The organism is Tenacibaculum profundicola, assembly GCF_057220795.1.
Genome location: NZ_CM170137.1, coordinates 4,445,783 through 4,462,060, shown reverse-complemented (window position 1 = coordinate 4,462,060; position 16,278 = coordinate 4,445,783). Strand labels below are relative to the sequence as shown.

Annotated in this window: 14 protein-coding genes; 8 read left to right on the top strand and 6 right to left on the bottom strand. The window is 33.0% G+C overall.

Annotated features, from left to right (window positions below):
• Positions 1 to 79 precede the first annotated feature (79 nt).
• Together AC2TDS_RS18285 and AC2TDS_RS18280 are read right to left on the bottom strand one after the other, a co-directional pair.
• Positions 80 to 1,918, bottom strand: a complete 1,839-nt coding sequence (locus tag AC2TDS_RS18285; RefSeq protein WP_484737015.1) for a PorP/SprF family type IX secretion system membrane protein — start codon at positions 1,916 to 1,918, stop codon at positions 80 to 82.
• 6 nt (positions 1,919 to 1,924) lie between these two features.
• Positions 1,925 to 4,120, bottom strand: coding sequence for an Ig-like domain-containing protein (locus AC2TDS_RS18280; protein ID WP_484737014.1), 2,196 nt, complete (start codon positions 4,118 to 4,120; stop codon positions 1,925 to 1,927).
• A gap of 177 nt (positions 4,121 to 4,297) precedes the next feature.
• On the opposite strand from AC2TDS_RS18280, the gene porQ reads away from it, so the two are divergent.
• Together porQ and cmk are read left to right on the top strand one after the other, a co-directional pair.
• Entirely contained in the window at positions 4,298 to 5,323 is a 1,026-nt protein-coding gene (gene porQ / locus AC2TDS_RS18275; RefSeq protein ID WP_484737013.1) for a type IX secretion system protein PorQ, read from the top strand.
• A 55-nt stretch (positions 5,324 to 5,378) separates the two neighbouring features.
• Entirely contained in the window at positions 5,379 to 6,068 is a 690-nt protein-coding gene (gene cmk, locus AC2TDS_RS18270) for a (d)CMP kinase (protein WP_484737012.1), read from the top strand.
• 264 nt (positions 6,069 to 6,332) lie between these two features.
• On the opposite strand, the gene AC2TDS_RS18265 is transcribed toward cmk, so the two are convergent.
• From AC2TDS_RS18265 to AC2TDS_RS18255, 3 genes are all read right to left on the bottom strand, one after another.
• Complete coding sequence (locus AC2TDS_RS18265; RefSeq protein ID WP_484737011.1) at positions 6,333 to 7,106, bottom strand: hypothetical protein; 774 nt, start codon at positions 7,104 to 7,106, stop codon at positions 6,333 to 6,335.
• A gap of 447 nt (positions 7,107 to 7,553) precedes the next feature.
• Complete coding sequence (locus AC2TDS_RS18260) at positions 7,554 to 8,597, bottom strand: RluA family pseudouridine synthase (protein WP_484737010.1); 1,044 nt, start codon at positions 8,595 to 8,597, stop codon at positions 7,554 to 7,556.
• Between the two features lie 9 nt (positions 8,598 to 8,606).
• A complete protein-coding gene (locus AC2TDS_RS18255; RefSeq protein ID WP_484737009.1) occupies positions 8,607 to 9,191 on the bottom strand; it encodes a PASTA domain-containing protein in 585 nt (194 codons plus the stop codon).
• A 490-nt stretch (positions 9,192 to 9,681) separates the two neighbouring features.
• Between AC2TDS_RS18255 and AC2TDS_RS18250 the strand changes: the two genes are divergently transcribed.
• Genes AC2TDS_RS18250 through AC2TDS_RS18235 form a run of 4 tightly spaced genes read left to right on the top strand, consistent with a single transcriptional unit; the run spans position 9,682 to position 13,908 of the window.
• On the top strand, positions 9,682 to 10,656 hold the full coding sequence (locus AC2TDS_RS18250; protein ID WP_484737008.1) for a D-alanine--D-alanine ligase: 975 nt from the start codon (positions 9,682 to 9,684) through the stop codon (positions 10,654 to 10,656).
• A 59-nt stretch (positions 10,657 to 10,715) separates the two neighbouring features.
• A complete protein-coding gene (gene coaD / locus AC2TDS_RS18245) occupies positions 10,716 to 11,168 on the top strand; it encodes a pantetheine-phosphate adenylyltransferase (RefSeq protein WP_484737007.1) in 453 nt (150 codons plus the stop codon).
• A 17-nt stretch (positions 11,169 to 11,185) separates the two neighbouring features.
• The gene (locus AC2TDS_RS18240) at positions 11,186 to 12,163 is read left to right on the top strand and encodes a TonB family protein (RefSeq protein ID WP_484737006.1); all 978 of its coding nucleotides are present in this window, start codon (positions 11,186 to 11,188) and stop codon (positions 12,161 to 12,163) included.
• Positions 12,163 to 13,908 carry a M14 family metallopeptidase gene (locus AC2TDS_RS18235; protein ID WP_484737005.1) on the top strand — a complete coding sequence of 582 codons (1,746 nt, stop codon included), beginning with the start codon at positions 12,163 to 12,165 and terminating at the stop codon, positions 13,906 to 13,908. The genes AC2TDS_RS18240 and AC2TDS_RS18235 overlap by 1 nt, the downstream gene beginning before the upstream one ends.
• 53 nt (positions 13,909 to 13,961) lie before the next feature.
• Here the strand turns inward: AC2TDS_RS18235 and AC2TDS_RS18230 are convergent, their stop codons facing one another.
• A complete protein-coding gene (locus tag AC2TDS_RS18230) occupies positions 13,962 to 14,135 on the bottom strand; it encodes a hypothetical protein (protein ID WP_484737004.1) in 174 nt (57 codons plus the stop codon).
• 146 nt (positions 14,136 to 14,281) lie between these two features.
• Here AC2TDS_RS18230 and fumC point away from each other — a divergent pair, with 146 nt between their 5' ends.
• Both fumC and AC2TDS_RS18220 read left to right on the top strand, forming a co-directional pair.
• On the top strand, positions 14,282 to 15,679 hold the full coding sequence (gene fumC / locus AC2TDS_RS18225) for a class II fumarate hydratase (RefSeq protein WP_484737003.1): 1,398 nt from the start codon (positions 14,282 to 14,284) through the stop codon (positions 15,677 to 15,679).
• A 69-nt stretch (positions 15,680 to 15,748) separates the two neighbouring features.
• Positions 15,749 to 16,222, top strand: a complete 474-nt coding sequence (locus AC2TDS_RS18220) for a nucleoside deaminase (protein WP_484737002.1) — start codon at positions 15,749 to 15,751, stop codon at positions 16,220 to 16,222.
• Positions 16,223 to 16,278: the final 56 nt, after the last annotated feature.

Genomic DNA, 16,278 nt, shown 5'->3' with positions numbered 1-16,278 from the left:
TATATCTATAATTGGTTTTATTTTATATTTATAATTCGTTTTATTACTAATTGGTTTTATTTTATACTTACAATTGGTCTTATTTTATATTTATGATTGATTTTCTATTATAATAAGAACCATTTAGGTTATTCTCATATAATCTAATAGCTTCACTTTCATTATTCGTTTTTAAGATATAAACATGTCTATACCCTGTTGATGGATTTATAAAATAATCGGCATCTATATTGTCATTACGTAATTCATCTAAAAATTTATCAGCATAGGCTCTTTTAGAAAAAACATTTACCACTAAATAATAGCCTTTTTCTAAATCACCTATCTTTTTCATTCCTAACACTCTTGCTGGCGGTTGTGTTTTAGGTTCTTCATAACTATTACCTTCGCCATTACCTCCTAATGTTATTTTCATCACAAACACAGCCTCTTTATACGTCTTCTTCTTGGTCAAAGCAAGAGGGTCTTCATCACCGCCTTCAAACATTTTCTTTTCTTTGAATTCTTCTGTCATCTCTTTGGCATCCTCCTCTTTCCCAAACCTATCGAAATAAACATAATAATATTCAGTTTTGGGATCAAAAACATATTTTGCTTCTATATTTTCCTTTTCAAACTTCGGCTTCTTTTCTTCTATATAAGCCTCAACATTTTGTTTACTTCTAAATTGATTAGCCGCGACATAATACATCGTACCGCCACCTCCTGATCGCTTAATTGTCTTTTCTCTCCAAGGTGTATTTTCACTTCTTTTTAACGAAAGATCCTTTTCTTCTGAAGTTTCCTCATTCACAGAAGGTTCCTTTACAAGCTCTACCGTTTTTCTAGGCTTATTCTTAAGAATTCTTAATATCTCGTCTACCTTTTTATTTAGCTTACCAATAGAATCATACGCCTCTTGAATTTCATCTGATAAATCATTGTGTTCAGAATTCTTATACTCTTGTTTTGGTTTTCTTTCAGGTAACTTAACACTTACTCTTCCTGATCTTCTCTTTGGTCTTTTTCTAGTAAACGTTTTTTCTCCAAAATTATAGATAATTCCGACCTCGTTAGTAGCGGCAAAATCACTCTTTTCATAAGAAAACCCTATTGACAAATTATTTGATAAGTTAATTCCAGCCCCTGCCGAAAGACCATACTGTTTATCATAACCTGCTTTTAGCCATCCTACTTTAGGAAGATCAAAAATTACATTTCCTCCAAAACCAAAAGTTCCATTCCCAGGTTTTCTGGCTAGGGCCAAAACTCTTAAGTCAGCCCCTTCAAAAATGCCGCCCGCATACGTAAATTCATAAGAATACATGGCATGTCCTGAAAATGTTTTTTCCGAAAAAGAAGTAGCTAAATTGTTTTCTTTCAAATTAAAATCTAATAAGTTTTCAAAAAATAAACCTACATCAAACTTACCAAATGAGACGGTAAGTGCTGGTTGAAAATTAACCATCGGTATATCTTGAAAATTACTAATAGCGGGGTCAGGTTCCACTGAATTTACTTTTAAGCCATTGGCACTTCTACGACTGTATAATACATTAAAGCCAAAAGTCAAATCTAAATTTTCATTTAATTGAATTCTCTGTGCATAATTCGCTATGGCTCCAAAATCTTTAAAAACCCCCACTTCTTGTTGGTATACTGCCATTCCGGCACCAACATTTTCACGCATTTTACCAGAGTAACTTAACAAATATAGTCGAGGAGAATCTTCGAACTCAACAAAACTATTTCTTACTATAGCACTCATAGAAGTTTTATTTTCTCTTAGTGCAGAAAATGTTGGTACGGTTAAAAACCGATTAAACTTCATAAAGTTACGAGAAGTAAAACTATTATATATTTCAGCATTACTAGACACTTGAGAAAACCCACAAGTGCAAACTAATAATAACATATAAATAGTGTATCTTTTAATCATATTCCTTTAATGTAAAACAGAGATACTTCCAGCCTTAATAAGCCGATCCTCTCTAATAATTCTATAATAAAAAACTCTTTGATTACCTAACAAACTTTCTGAAGGCCAATCATTTTTATATTCTGTAGTTTTAAACACTTCAGTGCCACTTGAATCATATATTGCTATGGTTACCGTTGGTTGAAATGAATACTTGTTTGATAATTGCCAAGTATCATTTATTCCATCTTGTATACCCGGTGAAATAATATTCGGGACAACTATTTGATCATCTTGTTCCACCACTTCAATAGTTTTTCGAACCTCGCAATCATCAACAATGGCAACCAATGTGTAAAACCCAATTTTATTAACCTCTACAGTTTCATTCGTTGATAATAAATTTCCAGTAGCATCATCGTACCATTCATATGAGTTTGCTCCACTGGCTGTTATAGTAACAACTTGACCTACAATCAATACTACTATTTCTGATGGTGTCACAACCACAGCTGAATCATCAAAAGGAATAACCTCAATAGGATCTAGTTCATTGGTACATCCAAAGCCCGAAATTTGTAATATATATTCTCCCGTTTCTGTTACTTCTAACAATTGTGGATCGTCAACTATAATTTCAACGGTATCTTTAAACCACGTATAGGTAAAACCTGAAACGATTTCCGACACAGTATAGGTTATTGTTCCTCCTGTACACAACGAATTTGAAGTAGAAGACGAAGCAATTTCAGGGGCTGTAATCGTAAGCCTAACATCTAACTTATTTGATTTATCGGCTATGGCTCCTGCCTTTACCTCAAGATCATACACTCCATTTTCTACATATGAATCGATATCTAATTCTTTTTGTGTTTCTCCTGTTAAGGCCACATCGTCTTTATACCATTGATACGTTAGTAACTCCAGTTGTTCGTCCGTAAGTTCGTATTGGTTATCGTCAGAACCCGTTGCATCAACTCCCACAATTAATAATTTGGTTTGTTCGCTTTCACAATCTACATAATCTGCAGCCGTTCTAATCGCAGTATTTAATGATTTTACGGCCAACAACGTAAATAATTCAGAATCTTGTGTAAAATTACAAGCACCTCCTGTTTCCGTAACTCTTGCAAAATACTCTCCTTCACCTGGGGCTTGAATTGCCAATACCGGACCTGTAGCTCCTGCAATAAGCTGTCCATTTTTATACCATGATATTGTTACTGTGGTGGAAGCTGGTTCTACTTCTATTGTTAACTCTCTATTTTCTCCTGGCAACCATACAGTCTTAACAGGAGGCTGATTCGTTATAGTAAAACTAGCCCCTGTTTTTTGTTTTAAAACTACACCCTGTGATTTTGCGGTACAACCATCCGATTCTATTTCTAAATGATAAGTTCCAAACTGACCTGTATTAGGCGTCGTATATGATGATGAATTGGACGATGCTACTTCTACATCATCTTTAAACCATTTATAGGTATATGAAGGATTGTTAACAGTTGCTTGGAACGTATGTGTCTCATCTGAACATATTTCAACTTCAGAAGGGCCTTGTATTTGTGCATTGGCAGTACTAACAACGTACACATCAATTAACCTAGAATCTACATAACCACATTGTCCATAATTTATTTTCGCTTGATAACTTCCCTGCTCACTTACCTCTAACTTTGGTTCAGATGTAGTCGCGATTAAATTAGCGTCTCTGTACCAATCATAAACACTAATTCTATCTGTATTCAACTGCAGGGTCACTTGTCCTGCTCCACAAATAGTTTCACTTTCTTTATTATCATTAATCCATAAAACTCCTGAAAAAATATCGTAGGCCGCAAATACGTCTGATTCAGGACTGAACATTTCAGGAGATGTGGCTTTTATGCGGATTTTAAACCCTGTACCAAAAGTTCCTTCAGGGATCTGAAAAGAAGTTAAAATTTCTGAGAAATTTGCATTTTGATTAACAATAGTCGCGACATTTACGGCATTATCAAAATTCCCGTTTTCATCAGATAGTTCAACAATAAATTGATTATCGCTATTAAAAGGACTCGTAGTATATCTAAAACCTATTTGAAAATCTTTATTTGCATCATTACTGCACGCAGCAGAAAACTTCAACTCTGGCTTCAACAATACTTGAGAAACCAAACCCGAACCGTAACACAGCCAACTAGTTACTAAAAGTATTTTGATGCTTTTAGCTAATATTCTATTCATCGAAGGAATTCTTTAGGGGGTGACAAACTTAAACATTGTTTTCAATAAAAACAACGAAAACACATATTTACCACATGGAAAGTTATAAAATATAAACCACATTTACAAGAAAAGATCAATTGTCTATAAAATAATAAATATTTTTCACGTTTTTTGTAGTAATGTTTACCTTTACTCGTGAATAAATTAACGTACATATTTTTCTTACTAATTGCCCCTCACCTTTTATACGCTCAAACAGGTGGAGAGACTACTTTTAATTTCCTAAACACTCCCAGTTTTGCACGTCAAGTGGCCTTGGGTGGTAAAGTTTTAACTTTAATTGATGATATTAATCAACCTACTTGGAATCCTTCAACTATCAACAACAGTATGCATAATCAATTATCAGTTAATTATACTAGCTATTTAACTGGTATAAATATCGGATCTATTTCTTATGCTTATGAAATTGATAGGCATTTTGAAACATTACATGGTAATATCAACTACATTAATTACGGAGAACTAATCAGAGCAGATGAAGAGGGTAATGAGTTAGGTACTTTTAGCGCCAATGATATTGCTCTTTCTATTGGCTATGCTCGAAATATTCCTAAAAGTGACTTTTATTTTGGGGCCAATTTAAAATTAATTTACTCAGCCATAGATTCGTTTTCTTCAAGTGGTGTAGCAATTGACTTTGGAATTACGTATTACAGTGCCAATCATCCTTTTATTATTGCTTTGGTAGCCAGAAATATTGGCACACAACTCAGTTCATACAACGGAACAAAAGAACAACTTCCGTTCGAATTATGCTTAGGTGGTTCTTATCAATTAGAACACGTACCGCTTCGTTGGTATGTTACCTTAGATAATTTACAAAAATGGAACGTTGCAGTCGCAAACCCATCTAATCAAACTCTAGATTTAGAAGGAAATACAACTCAAGAAAATATATCAATTTTGAATAATGCTTTCAGGCATGTAATTGTTGGTGCCGAATTATTTCCGGAAAGTGCTATAAATATCCGAGTAGGTTATAACTTTAAAAGAAGTAAAGAATTACAACTACAAAATGTTCGTACTTTTGGTGGATTTTCTTTTGGCTTTGGATTAAAAATGAATCGTCTAAAATTTAATTATGCGTATTCTAAATTTCACTCTGCTTCAAATGTAAGTACTTTTAGTCTTGAAATAAATTTAGATAAAGGTTACTAAAAAAACTATTTAAATATTGAAATCTAATGTATATTTGTTTTATACTATATAATCTATGACAAAAAAAATTATCATCGCCATAGATGGCTTTTCATCTACAGGAAAAAGCACTATTGCAAAGCGATTAGCTACAAAATTAGGATATATTTATATTGATACAGGCGCCATGTATAGAGCTGTTACTTTATATGCCATGCAACACAATTATATATCAGAAAATCACTTTTCGAGTGATCAACTTATTGATGAGTTAGGGAACATTTCACTTTCTTTTCGTTTTAATAAAGACTTAGGCTTTGCCGAAATGTTTTTAAATGATATCAACGTCGAAAGAGAAATTAGAAGTATTGATGTTTCGAAACTGGTGAGTAAAGTGGCTACCATATCAGAAGTTAGAAAAAAGTTAGTAAAAGAACAGCGAGCAGCGAGCATTAATAAAGGTATTGTAATGGACGGCCGAGATATTGGAACAGTAGTTTTTCCAAACGCTGAATTAAAACTTTTTATGACAGCTTCTGCTGATAAGCGTGCTAAACGACGCTACAAAGAACTTTTAGATAGAGGTGATACTATTAATTACAGTGAAATTTTGCACAATGTACAGGAAAGAGATCGAATTGATTCTACCAGAAAAGATTCTCCTTTAATTGTGGCTGAAGACGCAATAGAGTTTGACAATTCAAACATGAATTTAGACGAACAATTTGAGCGTATAATGAGCTTAGTTAATGACAAAATCAATTAACAAGAAATTAAACACCATGCTCCGGTTTTAAGAATCAATATTTCGACGAAAACATACCTGTTCTTGCTAAATATTCAATGGTGAAGAGACAGTAAAAAATCATAAAAACATAATAACCAATCAATTAACATAAGGCAATAAAACATTATATACCAAGTAGTTAATAACTGCAAATGTTTTATCACTACCCTATTTTAAAAAAGGCACTAACTTGAAGTTAGTGCCTAAACAGAAAATTAACTTTATTAGAAAAAAAAATGATGGTTATACAAGCTCTTCCACCAATTCATTTTCACTTACCATGTTTGCTTTATAAATACCACTTAACGACTGAACAGATATAGATGAATTTCTACTATTTTGAACACTATCGGCATTTACCCAAACAATTTGACTTCCATTTCCTTGTAAAGTAAATGAAACAGACTGCTGTGGTGAAGGAATTATTTTAACCATTTTTTTAGTTTCTTCACCACCTAAATACTGAATAAAATCATGGTTTCCTTGCATTACATCTTGTGTTGCATTCACAATATAAACCTCTGCGCTATGCTCCTTGAATTGCACTGATATAAATTGGTTAATATCACTTTGAATTTGCCCAGAATACCAGTGTGAAGCAGGAACAGAATAATAACGTGTAAACTTGCTAAACTCATGTAATTGCCCATCTAATGGTAAACTTTTATTTTGCATTTTATCAGTATCTAAAGGCATTTTTACACTACATATAAATGCTTGAATTTGTGCACCAGGAGTTCCTTGCGTAATAGAAATAGAAACTGTATTAGTTTTGCTTCCATCCACAAAACAAATTGACGCAAGACCTTCTTTAGCAGTAGTACCAGGAACATTTATTATCTTAGGCTCTTGAGATTGCGCCCCAACTACCACAACAGGAGTTGGTGTATCATTCGCCGCCGAATTATAAAAAAACAGTCCGTATAACTGACCGTTATTTAAGTTTCCTGTACAGGTTGCTGTATCACCTTCCTTTAAGGTAATTAAGTCTCCTTGATTCCAATTAATTTTTGACATTTTTAAAAGTTTATTTTGGTTAGTCCTTACTCTGTTAGAAGATTTTCAGGTTGCTCTTGTTATCCAAATTTACATACAAATCAACCACCTAACAATACCTAGTTCTCCCTAAACTAACTACCCAATATACCTAAGCAACTTAGATAAAAACACTTACATCAAACAAGGGGTATTCCCTATAAAAACCTCCATCAATTAAATTTTGTTAGTAATACCATTTAGATGTAACATAATAAAACGTCCTTTTTCCCTTTCTATTTAATTATAAAAAGAAATCATAGCTACTGCTATTGTTGATTTTTCTATCTTATAGAAAAAAAAACATTCATTTTCTTTTACAGTAAATTCAAATAATAACTGGTACAAAATATATGTATACAGCATGCTATTATCATGATAATAGCATGCTGTATAATTGAATAAAAGTAGATTTCTAGTACTATTTGTTTAATCTTCTGGAATTTCTAAGGTCGAGCTTTTAGCATACCTACGCCATTTTTCAAGGCAATTTTCTATATCACTCGGTATTTCAGAATCGAATTGTAAAAATTTACCAGAAGTTGGATGAGTAAAACCAAGTGTTTTAGCATGTAATGCTTGCCTGGGTAATTCTTTAAAACAGTTTTCTACAAACTGCTTGTATTTTGAAAATGTAGTTCCTTTCAATATTTGATTTCCTCCATAGCGTTCATCATTAAATAATGTATGTCCAAAATACTTAAAATGTGCTCTAATCTGGTGGGTTCTGCCGGTTTCTAACTTACATTGAACCAACGTAACATAGGTAAAACGTTCTATGACCTTAAAATGTGTTACTGCATGTTTCCCTAACTCTCCATCAGGAAAAACCGTCATTTGCATTCTATCTTTTAAACTTCTTCCTATATGTCCAGTAATGGTACCTTGCTCTTCTTCTACGTTACCCCATACTAAAGCATAGTATAACCGTTCTGTAGTTCTATCAAAAAATTGTTTTGACAAATGCGCCATTGCAAACTCTGTCTTAGCGACTACTAAAAGACCACTTGTATCTTTATCAATTCTATGCACCAAACCAGGTCGTTCACTACTGTTTTGGGGTAAATTTTCTATATGGTGTATTAGTGCATTGACTAAAGTTCCAGAATAATTCCCATGGCCAGGATGAACTACCATCCCTGGAGGTTTATTTACTACAAGAACTTGATCATCTTCATATACTATTGTCAATGGAATATCTTCTGCAACCAGCAAGTTTTCATGAGGTGGATAGGTAAGTACTACCCTCACTACATCTTTTGGTTTTACTTTATAATTCGACTTTACCGAAACCTCATTTACTAAAATATTGCCTGCTTTAGCGGCCTGCTGAATTTTACTTCTTGTAGCATTTTCAATAAAATTCATTAAAAATTTATCAACTCTTAACGGTACTTGACCATCATTGGCTACAAAACGGTAATGTTCGTATAAATCGTCGTTCTCTATCTCTCTATTTCTATCTTCCTCCATTAATATAAATTAATAACCACCGTCACCGTCACCTAAAATTAAATTAATAGTAGATTGTTTAGGTAATTTTGTCCCTGGTTGAATCTGTTTTCCGTTATGTTTTAAGCCTCTCACTACATTCTTACCTATATCTTTCACCCAAGTAATCTCTTCACCTATTTTAAAGCCAATTGATTGTAAATGCGTCATCGCTTGTCTGCTAGTACGTCCGTTTAGATCAGGAATTTCTACATCACGGTATTTAGACGGGTTCAACGTTAAGTATATTTTTCTATTTTCTTTTACAAAATCACCTTCTTCTGGATTTTGTTCAATTACTGATTTTTTAGGATAATTAGGATTAAAGCTTGCGCTATCAATAACCACATAATCCAAATCAAGCTCATTTAACTTATGTTCTACTTCATCCAATGATAATCTATGCAAATTAGGTACCTGAATTTTTTGACCGTGATTCGTTGTAATTCCTAACCACCATTTCAATAAAAAAACAAGAATGAATAACCCTACTATAGCTATTACTACTTGCTTTAAAAAGCTTTTACTTTTTAAAAACTCAAATACGCCTTTTATGCGTTTTGTAAATTTACTCATATCGACTTTTTGTAAAACGGAACAAATTTACTGTAAAAATAACACAATTTACCAATTCCGAATTAGGAATTTGAATTGTTAGACCTTTTGTGATATGATTTTAGACTTTTTAACTTTGAAATGCTTCTATTGTCTTCATGACACAGTGACCATAGCTATTTAAGCCTTTTTATAAGAGAATCGAAATTAAAGTATAATTTCAAACTCCAATCGGTATTCCTGTATACGGAAATGGTGTTTTTTTCTTTTCAGAAATTAAAAATAAAATGTACTCATAAATTGTTATTCCTTTTATTATAAGATACAGAGCAAAATAGCGGGTTTTATATTTTATTATTTCAAGGTATTGCATTATAGCTAAAAAAGCATAAATTACATATTTCAACTTCTTTTAAAAGTTCTAAACAGTGAAACTAATTTAAAGGAGTTTTTTTGGTAAGTTTGTATCATATAGGAAATCATTTAGTTTATTATTTAAGTTTTAACGCACATGAAAAAAAATATAGCCATTGTAATGGGCGGGTACTCTTCGGAAGTCGAAATCTCCTTACAAAGCGGTACTGTCGTTTATAAATATCTTAATAAAGAAAAATATAATGCCTTTAAGGTTCACATTTTATCTGAAAAATGGGTTGTTATCGTTGAAAACACTGAATACCTCATTGATAAAAATGATTTTTCTTTCAACAAAGGAAATGATAAAGTAACCTTTGACTGTGTGTTCAATGCCATTCATGGGAACCCTGGCGAAAACGGTAGTCTTTTAGCCTACTTTGATCTGCTTAAAATAAAGCATACCTCCGCTCCATTTTATCAAATGGCTTTAACCTTTAATAAAAGAGACACCTTAAGTGTTCTTAAGCATTACGGAATTCCGACAGCGAAATCAGTTTATTTCAACCAAGGAGATGATTTCTCAGTTGATCATATTATCGAAAAAGTCGGGCTTCCTTGCTTTGTAAAGCCTAATAATGCTGGTTCTAGTTTTGGTATTTCAAAAGTTTATAAGAAAGCAAGTTTGCTTACAGCAATTAAAAAAGCATATCAGGAGGATTCTGAAATTTTAATAGAGAGCTTTCTAGATGGGACTGAGGTTTCTGTAGGAATCATTCAGTATAATGGCGCCCCTTTAGTTTTGCCGATAACTGAAATTGTCTCAGAAAATGATTTCTTTGACTATGAAGCTAAATATTTAGGAAAATCTCAAGAAGTCACACCCGCCAGATTGACCAAAAAGCAAGAGAAAAAGGTGCAAGAAATTGCCCTGAAAGTATATGAAATTCTAAATATGACCGGTTTTTCACGTTCCGAGTATATTTTAGTGAATGATGAACCTCACTTTTTAGAAATGAACACTGTACCTGGCTTAACTGAAGCTAGTATTTTACCGAAACAGGCAACCGAATATGGTATTTCACTCGCTGAATTATTCGAAAATGCTATTGAAGAAGCTATAAAATCTTAATTACCAATAGCGGATTGAATTAAGAGTATAAAAGTCATGAATTAACAAAATTAAACCGTATGAAAAAAGCTATTTTCCCTGGATCTTTTGATCCAATTACCTTAGGTCATGTCGACATCATTGAGCGTGGGGTTACATTATTTGACGAACTCATAATAGCCATTGGGATAAACTCCGACAAAAAATACATGTTCTCTCTAGAAGAACGTAAACATTTTATTGAAAAAACCTTTGCCTACGAACCAAAAATAAAAGTAGTTACTTACAGTGGATTAACTGTTAATTTTTGTAGAGAACAAAATGCTGAATTTATTTTGAGGGGTCTTAGAAACCCTGCCGATTTTGAGTTTGAAAAAGCCATAGCACATACAAATCGAAAACTTTCAGAAATTGAAACTGTGTTTTTATTAACCTCATCTGGAAAAAGCTATATCTCTTCTTCTATCGTTCGTGATGTTATTAGAAATAATGGGGATTTTACAGGACTGGTTCCTAGCGCTGTTACCATTTAAGATACATTGTTCAATACATGACAAAGTTTTACACATCTTTGGTAACCTTGCTTATTACCAGTTCTTGTGTTGCTCAAAATTTTGCGGTAGGCGATACTATTCATTATGAAAAAGGAGTTATTACCAAGCATAAAAATAAGGCTTCATCTTATTCAATCATTACTGATAAAAAAGTTACCAACGGTATCAACTTCTTCAAGGTAAATCATTATAAATGCTCAAAAAAATCTCAAAATTTCCATTTATCCTCTTCTTACGAAACAAGTGCTATAGAAACATTGGGAGGTTCCAACGGGAAGTTTACTACCTTTCATAAAAATGGCAAAAAAGCTTCAAATGGCGTTACTGAAAAAGGAAGAAAAATAGGTATTTGGAAATACTGTTACAAAAATGGTAAAACAAGAGAGGAAAGAATTTACTCCAAAAACGCCTCTCTTTCAAAAAAAACTATAAACTATAAAATAATCAACTTTTGGGATACTAATGGCAAACAAACAATAGTTAACGGGAATGGTGCCTTTATTTTAGTCTTAGATAGTATTTTAAATAAAGGGTTTTACAAAGATGGGGTAAGACATGGAAAATTCGTTGGTTTTATCCATACTTCAAAATACTATGAAGAATATTATAAACATGGAAAACTAATCGCTGGAACAAGTTGGAATGATAAAGGTGAAAAATTCAATTATAAACAAGTTCATCATTACCCAAGATATAAAAGAGGACAAGAAGGTATAAAAAAGCACTTACAAAAGTACTACAATACTCCAAAATATGCCTATGAAAACAATATAAACGGCAGAATTTTAGTAAATTTCCTAATCGACAAAAAAGGAAAAGTTCGCGATGTAAAAATTGCTCGAGGGGTATGCGCTCCCTGTGATGACGAGGCAATAAGAGTTGTCAAACTAATGAAACATTGGAAACCCGGTCAAGATCGAGGTCAGAAGGTTAATTATAAATACACGTTACCAATACGTCTTAATACAAACTAATGAAAAAATGTACACTACTCCTATTGCTAGTATTTACATCTTGTATGCAAATGCAAAATAATGAACAACATGATTTTACTACATTGTTTGAAAAATCAAAAGGAACAGAAACCCCAGAATATAAAGATGTTATTACTTTTTATAGTGATTTAGCCAAACGTTACAACGAAATATCTTTGTTTGAAATTGGTGAAACCGACGCCGGCAAACCGCTGCATTTAACTGTGTTTAATGCTAATGGCAAGATCGACTTGGACGCATTAAAAAAAAGTACTAAAACCAGAGTTCTTATCAATAACGGAATTCACCCTGGTGAATCAGATGGTATTGATGCTTCCATGCTGCTTATAAGAAATATCGTGCAAAATGACTCGATAAAACAACTTTATAAAAATTCACTAATTTGTATCATTCCTGTTTACAATATCGGCGGAGCTTTACATAGAAATTCACATACAAGGGCCAACCAAAATGGTCCAAAAGAATATGGTTTTAGAGGTAATACTAGAAATTACGACCTAAACAGAGACTTTATAAAACAAGACACTAAAAATGCAGCAACCTTTACAACCATATTTCATTTGGTAGACCCTGATATATTTATTGACAATCATGTTAGTAATGGAGCCGACTACCAGTATGCAATCACACATTTATTTACACAACACAATAAACTTGGAGGAAAGTTAGGGTTCTTTCTAGAAACAGAAATGCGCCCATATATTGAGCTGTCTTTATCTAAAAAAAACATCCCTATAACTCCTTATGTAAACGTTTGGGGAACTACTCCAGAAAAAGGTTGGTCTCAATTTTTTGACTCTCCAAGATACTCTACCGGGTATACTACATTGTTCAACACTTTAGGTTTTATGATTGAAACTCATATGCTAAAACCCTATAAACTAAGGGTTGAACAAACATATGAACTTATGTTTTCTACATTGGATTTTGCTTCTGTAAATAGCGAAAAAATAAAAGAAATAAGGAATTCTTCTTTTAATTATTGGATGAATAGACAATTGTATCCTATCCATTTTAAAGTTGACAAAACCGCTCCCTCTAGTTTAGAGTTTAAAGGGTATGAGGCTAGCTACATTGACAGTGAAGTTACCTCTGGTAAACGTTTATTTTACGATAGGTCTAAACCTTACACCAAACAAATTAAGTATTACAACAACTTCTCTACCTCCAAGGAAGTAACAATTCCTAGCGCTTATATCTTACAAAAAGGTTGGCACAAAATTATTGAAAGACTAGAAAATAATCAAATAGCGTTTACCCGTTTTGAAAATGATACTACTTTACTGGTAGAAAATCAGCGCATAAAAAATTTCGAAACAAGAAAAACGCCTTATGAAGGGCATTATTTACATTATAATACCACCGTATATAAAACGATGGAAAATGTTGATTTTAAAAAAGGAGACATTCTAATTCCAACCCGGCAAAAAGGAATTCGATATTTACTAGAAACTTTAGAGGCCGAAGCCACAGATTCTTTTTTTAATTGGAATTTTTTCGATACTATATTGCAACAAAAAGAAGGTTTTTCAGCCTATGTGTTTGAAGACATTGCTTCTCAATTTTTGAAGGACCATCCAGACGTAAAAAAAGCATTTGAAGAAAAATTAACAACCAATGAAGCTTTTGCTAAAAACACCTACGATCAGCTGTACTTTGTATATCAACAAACACCACATTACGAATCAGCACATTTAAGATTACCAGTTTTCAAAAAATACTAACAAAAAAAGCTCGTTCAAAATGAACGAGCTTTTCATATATTTTAGAAAATCACCTACTTCCCTTCGGCAATTTTTTTAGCTTCTCTCTTTAATTTTATGTTTTCCCAGATAGTTCCACCAATCCAATAAGGAACCACAAATGTTAACAAGAAAATTAACAACCAAAATCCAGCTGTAAATATAAACATGAATAAAACTAAACCTGAGAATTCTGAAAAATCTAACATTTGTATTTTATTAATAATTGTTACGGGAACAAAATTATAACTATTTTTTGTTTCATCCAATAAAATCTAATAAAAATCAATGAGTAAAACTATTAGAATTTGTAATTTTGGTCATCATAAATTTATAGTATTTTAAATCATTAGAAATGAAATATAGAATCGAGAAAGATACCATGGGACAGGTAGAGGTACCTGCTGACAAATATTGGGGAGCACAAACAGAACGCTCTCGAAACAATTTTAAAATTGGCCCTACCGCTTCAATGCCCTTAGAGATAGTCTACGGATTTGCATATTTAAAAAAAGCAGCAGCTTACACCAATTGTGAATTAGGTGTTTTAGCTCAAGAAAAACGTGATTTAATAGGCCGAGTATGTGATGAGATATTAGAAGGTAAACATGATGATCAATTTCCATTGGTTATATGGCAAACAGGTTCTGGTACACAATCTAATATGAATGTAAATGAAGTAATTGCCAATAGAGCACATGAAATTGCTGGAAACACCATCGGTGAAGGTGATAAAACTATCCAACCAAATGACGATGTAAATAAATCGCAATCTTCGAATGACACCTTCCCTACCGGAATGCATATCGCTGCCTATAAAAAAATTATAGAAGTAACGATCCCTGGCGTTGAACAGTTACGCGACACCTTACAAGCAAAATCAGAAGCTTTTAAAGATGTTGTAAAAATAGGTCGTACACATTTAATGGATGCAACCCCATTAACCTTAGGTCAAGAATTTTCAGGCTATGTTGCTCAATTAAACTTCGGATTAAAATCTTTAAAAAATTCACTAGCTCATTTAGCTCAGTTAGCCCTGGGCGGAACTGCTGTAGGAACTGGGTTAAATACACCACAAGGGTATGATGTTTTGGTAGCAAAATACATTGCCGAATTTACTGGTCTTCCATTTGTAACAGCTGAAAATAAATTTGAAGCTTTAGCTGCTCATGATGCTTTAGTAGAAACTCACGGAGCTTTAAAACAACTTGCTGTTTCAATCAATAAAATAGCGAACGATATTCGTTTAATGGCTTCAGGACCTCGCTCTGGAATTGGTGAAATTATTATTCCTGCAAATGAGCCTGGCTCATCAATTATGCCAGGAAAAGTAAATCCTACTCAAGCAGAAGCCATAACTATGGTTTGTGCACAAGTAATGGGGAATGATGTTGCCGTTACTATTGGAGGTACGCAAGGTCATTATGAGTTGAATGTATTTAAACCTATGATGGCTGCTAATGTATTAGAATCTGCACAATTGATTGGAGATGCCTGTGTATCATTTGATATAAACTGTGCTGCAGGAATAGTACCAAATCAAACAAGGATCAACGAGCTTTTAAATAATTCATTAATGCTTGTAACCGCTTTAAATACTAAAATAGGGTATTATAAAGCAGCTGAAATTGCCAATACAGCCCATGCTAATGGAACTACTTTAAAAGAAGAGGCTATTAGGCTTGGTTACGTAACTGCCGAGCAGTATGACCAATGGGTTAAACCAGAAGAGATGACAGGAAGTTTGAAATAATTTTGCAATAAAAACAAAACATAAAACTGCAATTAATTTGCAGTTTTTTTTATCTTTAAATGAAAACGAATGAACAAACACAAACAATACATGACAGAGGCTGTTAAAGCAGCTTTAAAAGGAATGAACAACAATGAAGGTGGTCCCTTCGGTTGTATTATTGTTAAAGATGGAGAAATAATTGGTAGAGGTAATAATAAAGTTACTTCTACCAATGACCCTACTGCGCATGCAGAGGTAACCGCAATTAGAGATGCCTGCAGCAGACTGGGGTCATTCCAGTTAGACGGCTGCATTATGTATACTTCTTGCGAGCCTTGCCCTATGTGTTTAGGTGCAATCTATTGGGCTCGACCTGATAAAGTGTACTATGGAAGTACGAAAGTCGATGCTGCCAATATTGGTTTTGACGATGAATTTATTTATAAAGAAATTTCTTTACCATATAATAAAAGAAGTATTCCTTTTGAGCAAATAGGAAGAAATATTGCTTTAGAACCTTTTCAAAAATGGGAAATTAAGAACGATAAAACAAGATATTAAATACCATACATAGACTGTTTAACTTTTAACAAATTGAATAGGCTTTTTTAACATCA

What these genes read in the sequence shown, in the direction of transcription:
- coaD (WP_484737007.1), top strand. Translation starts at nt 10,716, where the DNA reads ATGAAAAAAGCTATTTTCCCTGGATCTTTTGATCCAATTACCTTAGGT.
- AC2TDS_RS18240 (WP_484737006.1), top strand. Translation starts at nt 11,186, where the DNA reads ATGACAAAGTTTTACACATCTTTGGTAACCTTGCTTATTACCAGTTCT.
- AC2TDS_RS18230 (WP_484737004.1), bottom strand. Translation starts at nt 14,135, where the DNA reads ATGTTAGATTTTTCAGAATTCTCAGGTTTAGTTTTATTCATGTTTATA.
- AC2TDS_RS18255 (WP_484737009.1), bottom strand. Translation starts at nt 9,191, where the DNA reads ATGAGTAAATTTACAAAACGCATAAAAGGCGTATTTGAGTTTTTAAAA.
- AC2TDS_RS18250 (WP_484737008.1), top strand. Translation starts at nt 9,682, where the DNA reads ATGAAAAAAAATATAGCCATTGTAATGGGCGGGTACTCTTCGGAAGTC.
- AC2TDS_RS18285 (WP_484737015.1), bottom strand. Translation starts at nt 1,918, where the DNA reads ATGATTAAAAGATACACTATTTATATGTTATTATTAGTTTGCACTTGT.
- cmk (WP_484737012.1), top strand. Translation starts at nt 5,379, where the DNA reads ATGACAAAAAAAATTATCATCGCCATAGATGGCTTTTCATCTACAGGA.
- fumC (WP_484737003.1), top strand. Translation starts at nt 14,282, where the DNA reads ATGAAATATAGAATCGAGAAAGATACCATGGGACAGGTAGAGGTACCT.
- AC2TDS_RS18235 (WP_484737005.1), top strand. Translation starts at nt 12,163, where the DNA reads ATGAAAAAATGTACACTACTCCTATTGCTAGTATTTACATCTTGTATG.
- AC2TDS_RS18280 (WP_484737014.1), bottom strand. Translation starts at nt 4,120, where the DNA reads ATGAATAGAATATTAGCTAAAAGCATCAAAATACTTTTAGTAACTAGT.
- AC2TDS_RS18220 (WP_484737002.1), top strand. Translation starts at nt 15,749, where the DNA reads ATGAACAAACACAAACAATACATGACAGAGGCTGTTAAAGCAGCTTTA.
- AC2TDS_RS18260 (WP_484737010.1), bottom strand. Translation starts at nt 8,597, where the DNA reads ATGGAGGAAGATAGAAATAGAGAGATAGAGAACGACGATTTATACGAA.
- AC2TDS_RS18265 (WP_484737011.1), bottom strand. Translation starts at nt 7,106, where the DNA reads ATGTCAAAAATTAATTGGAATCAAGGAGACTTAATTACCTTAAAGGAA.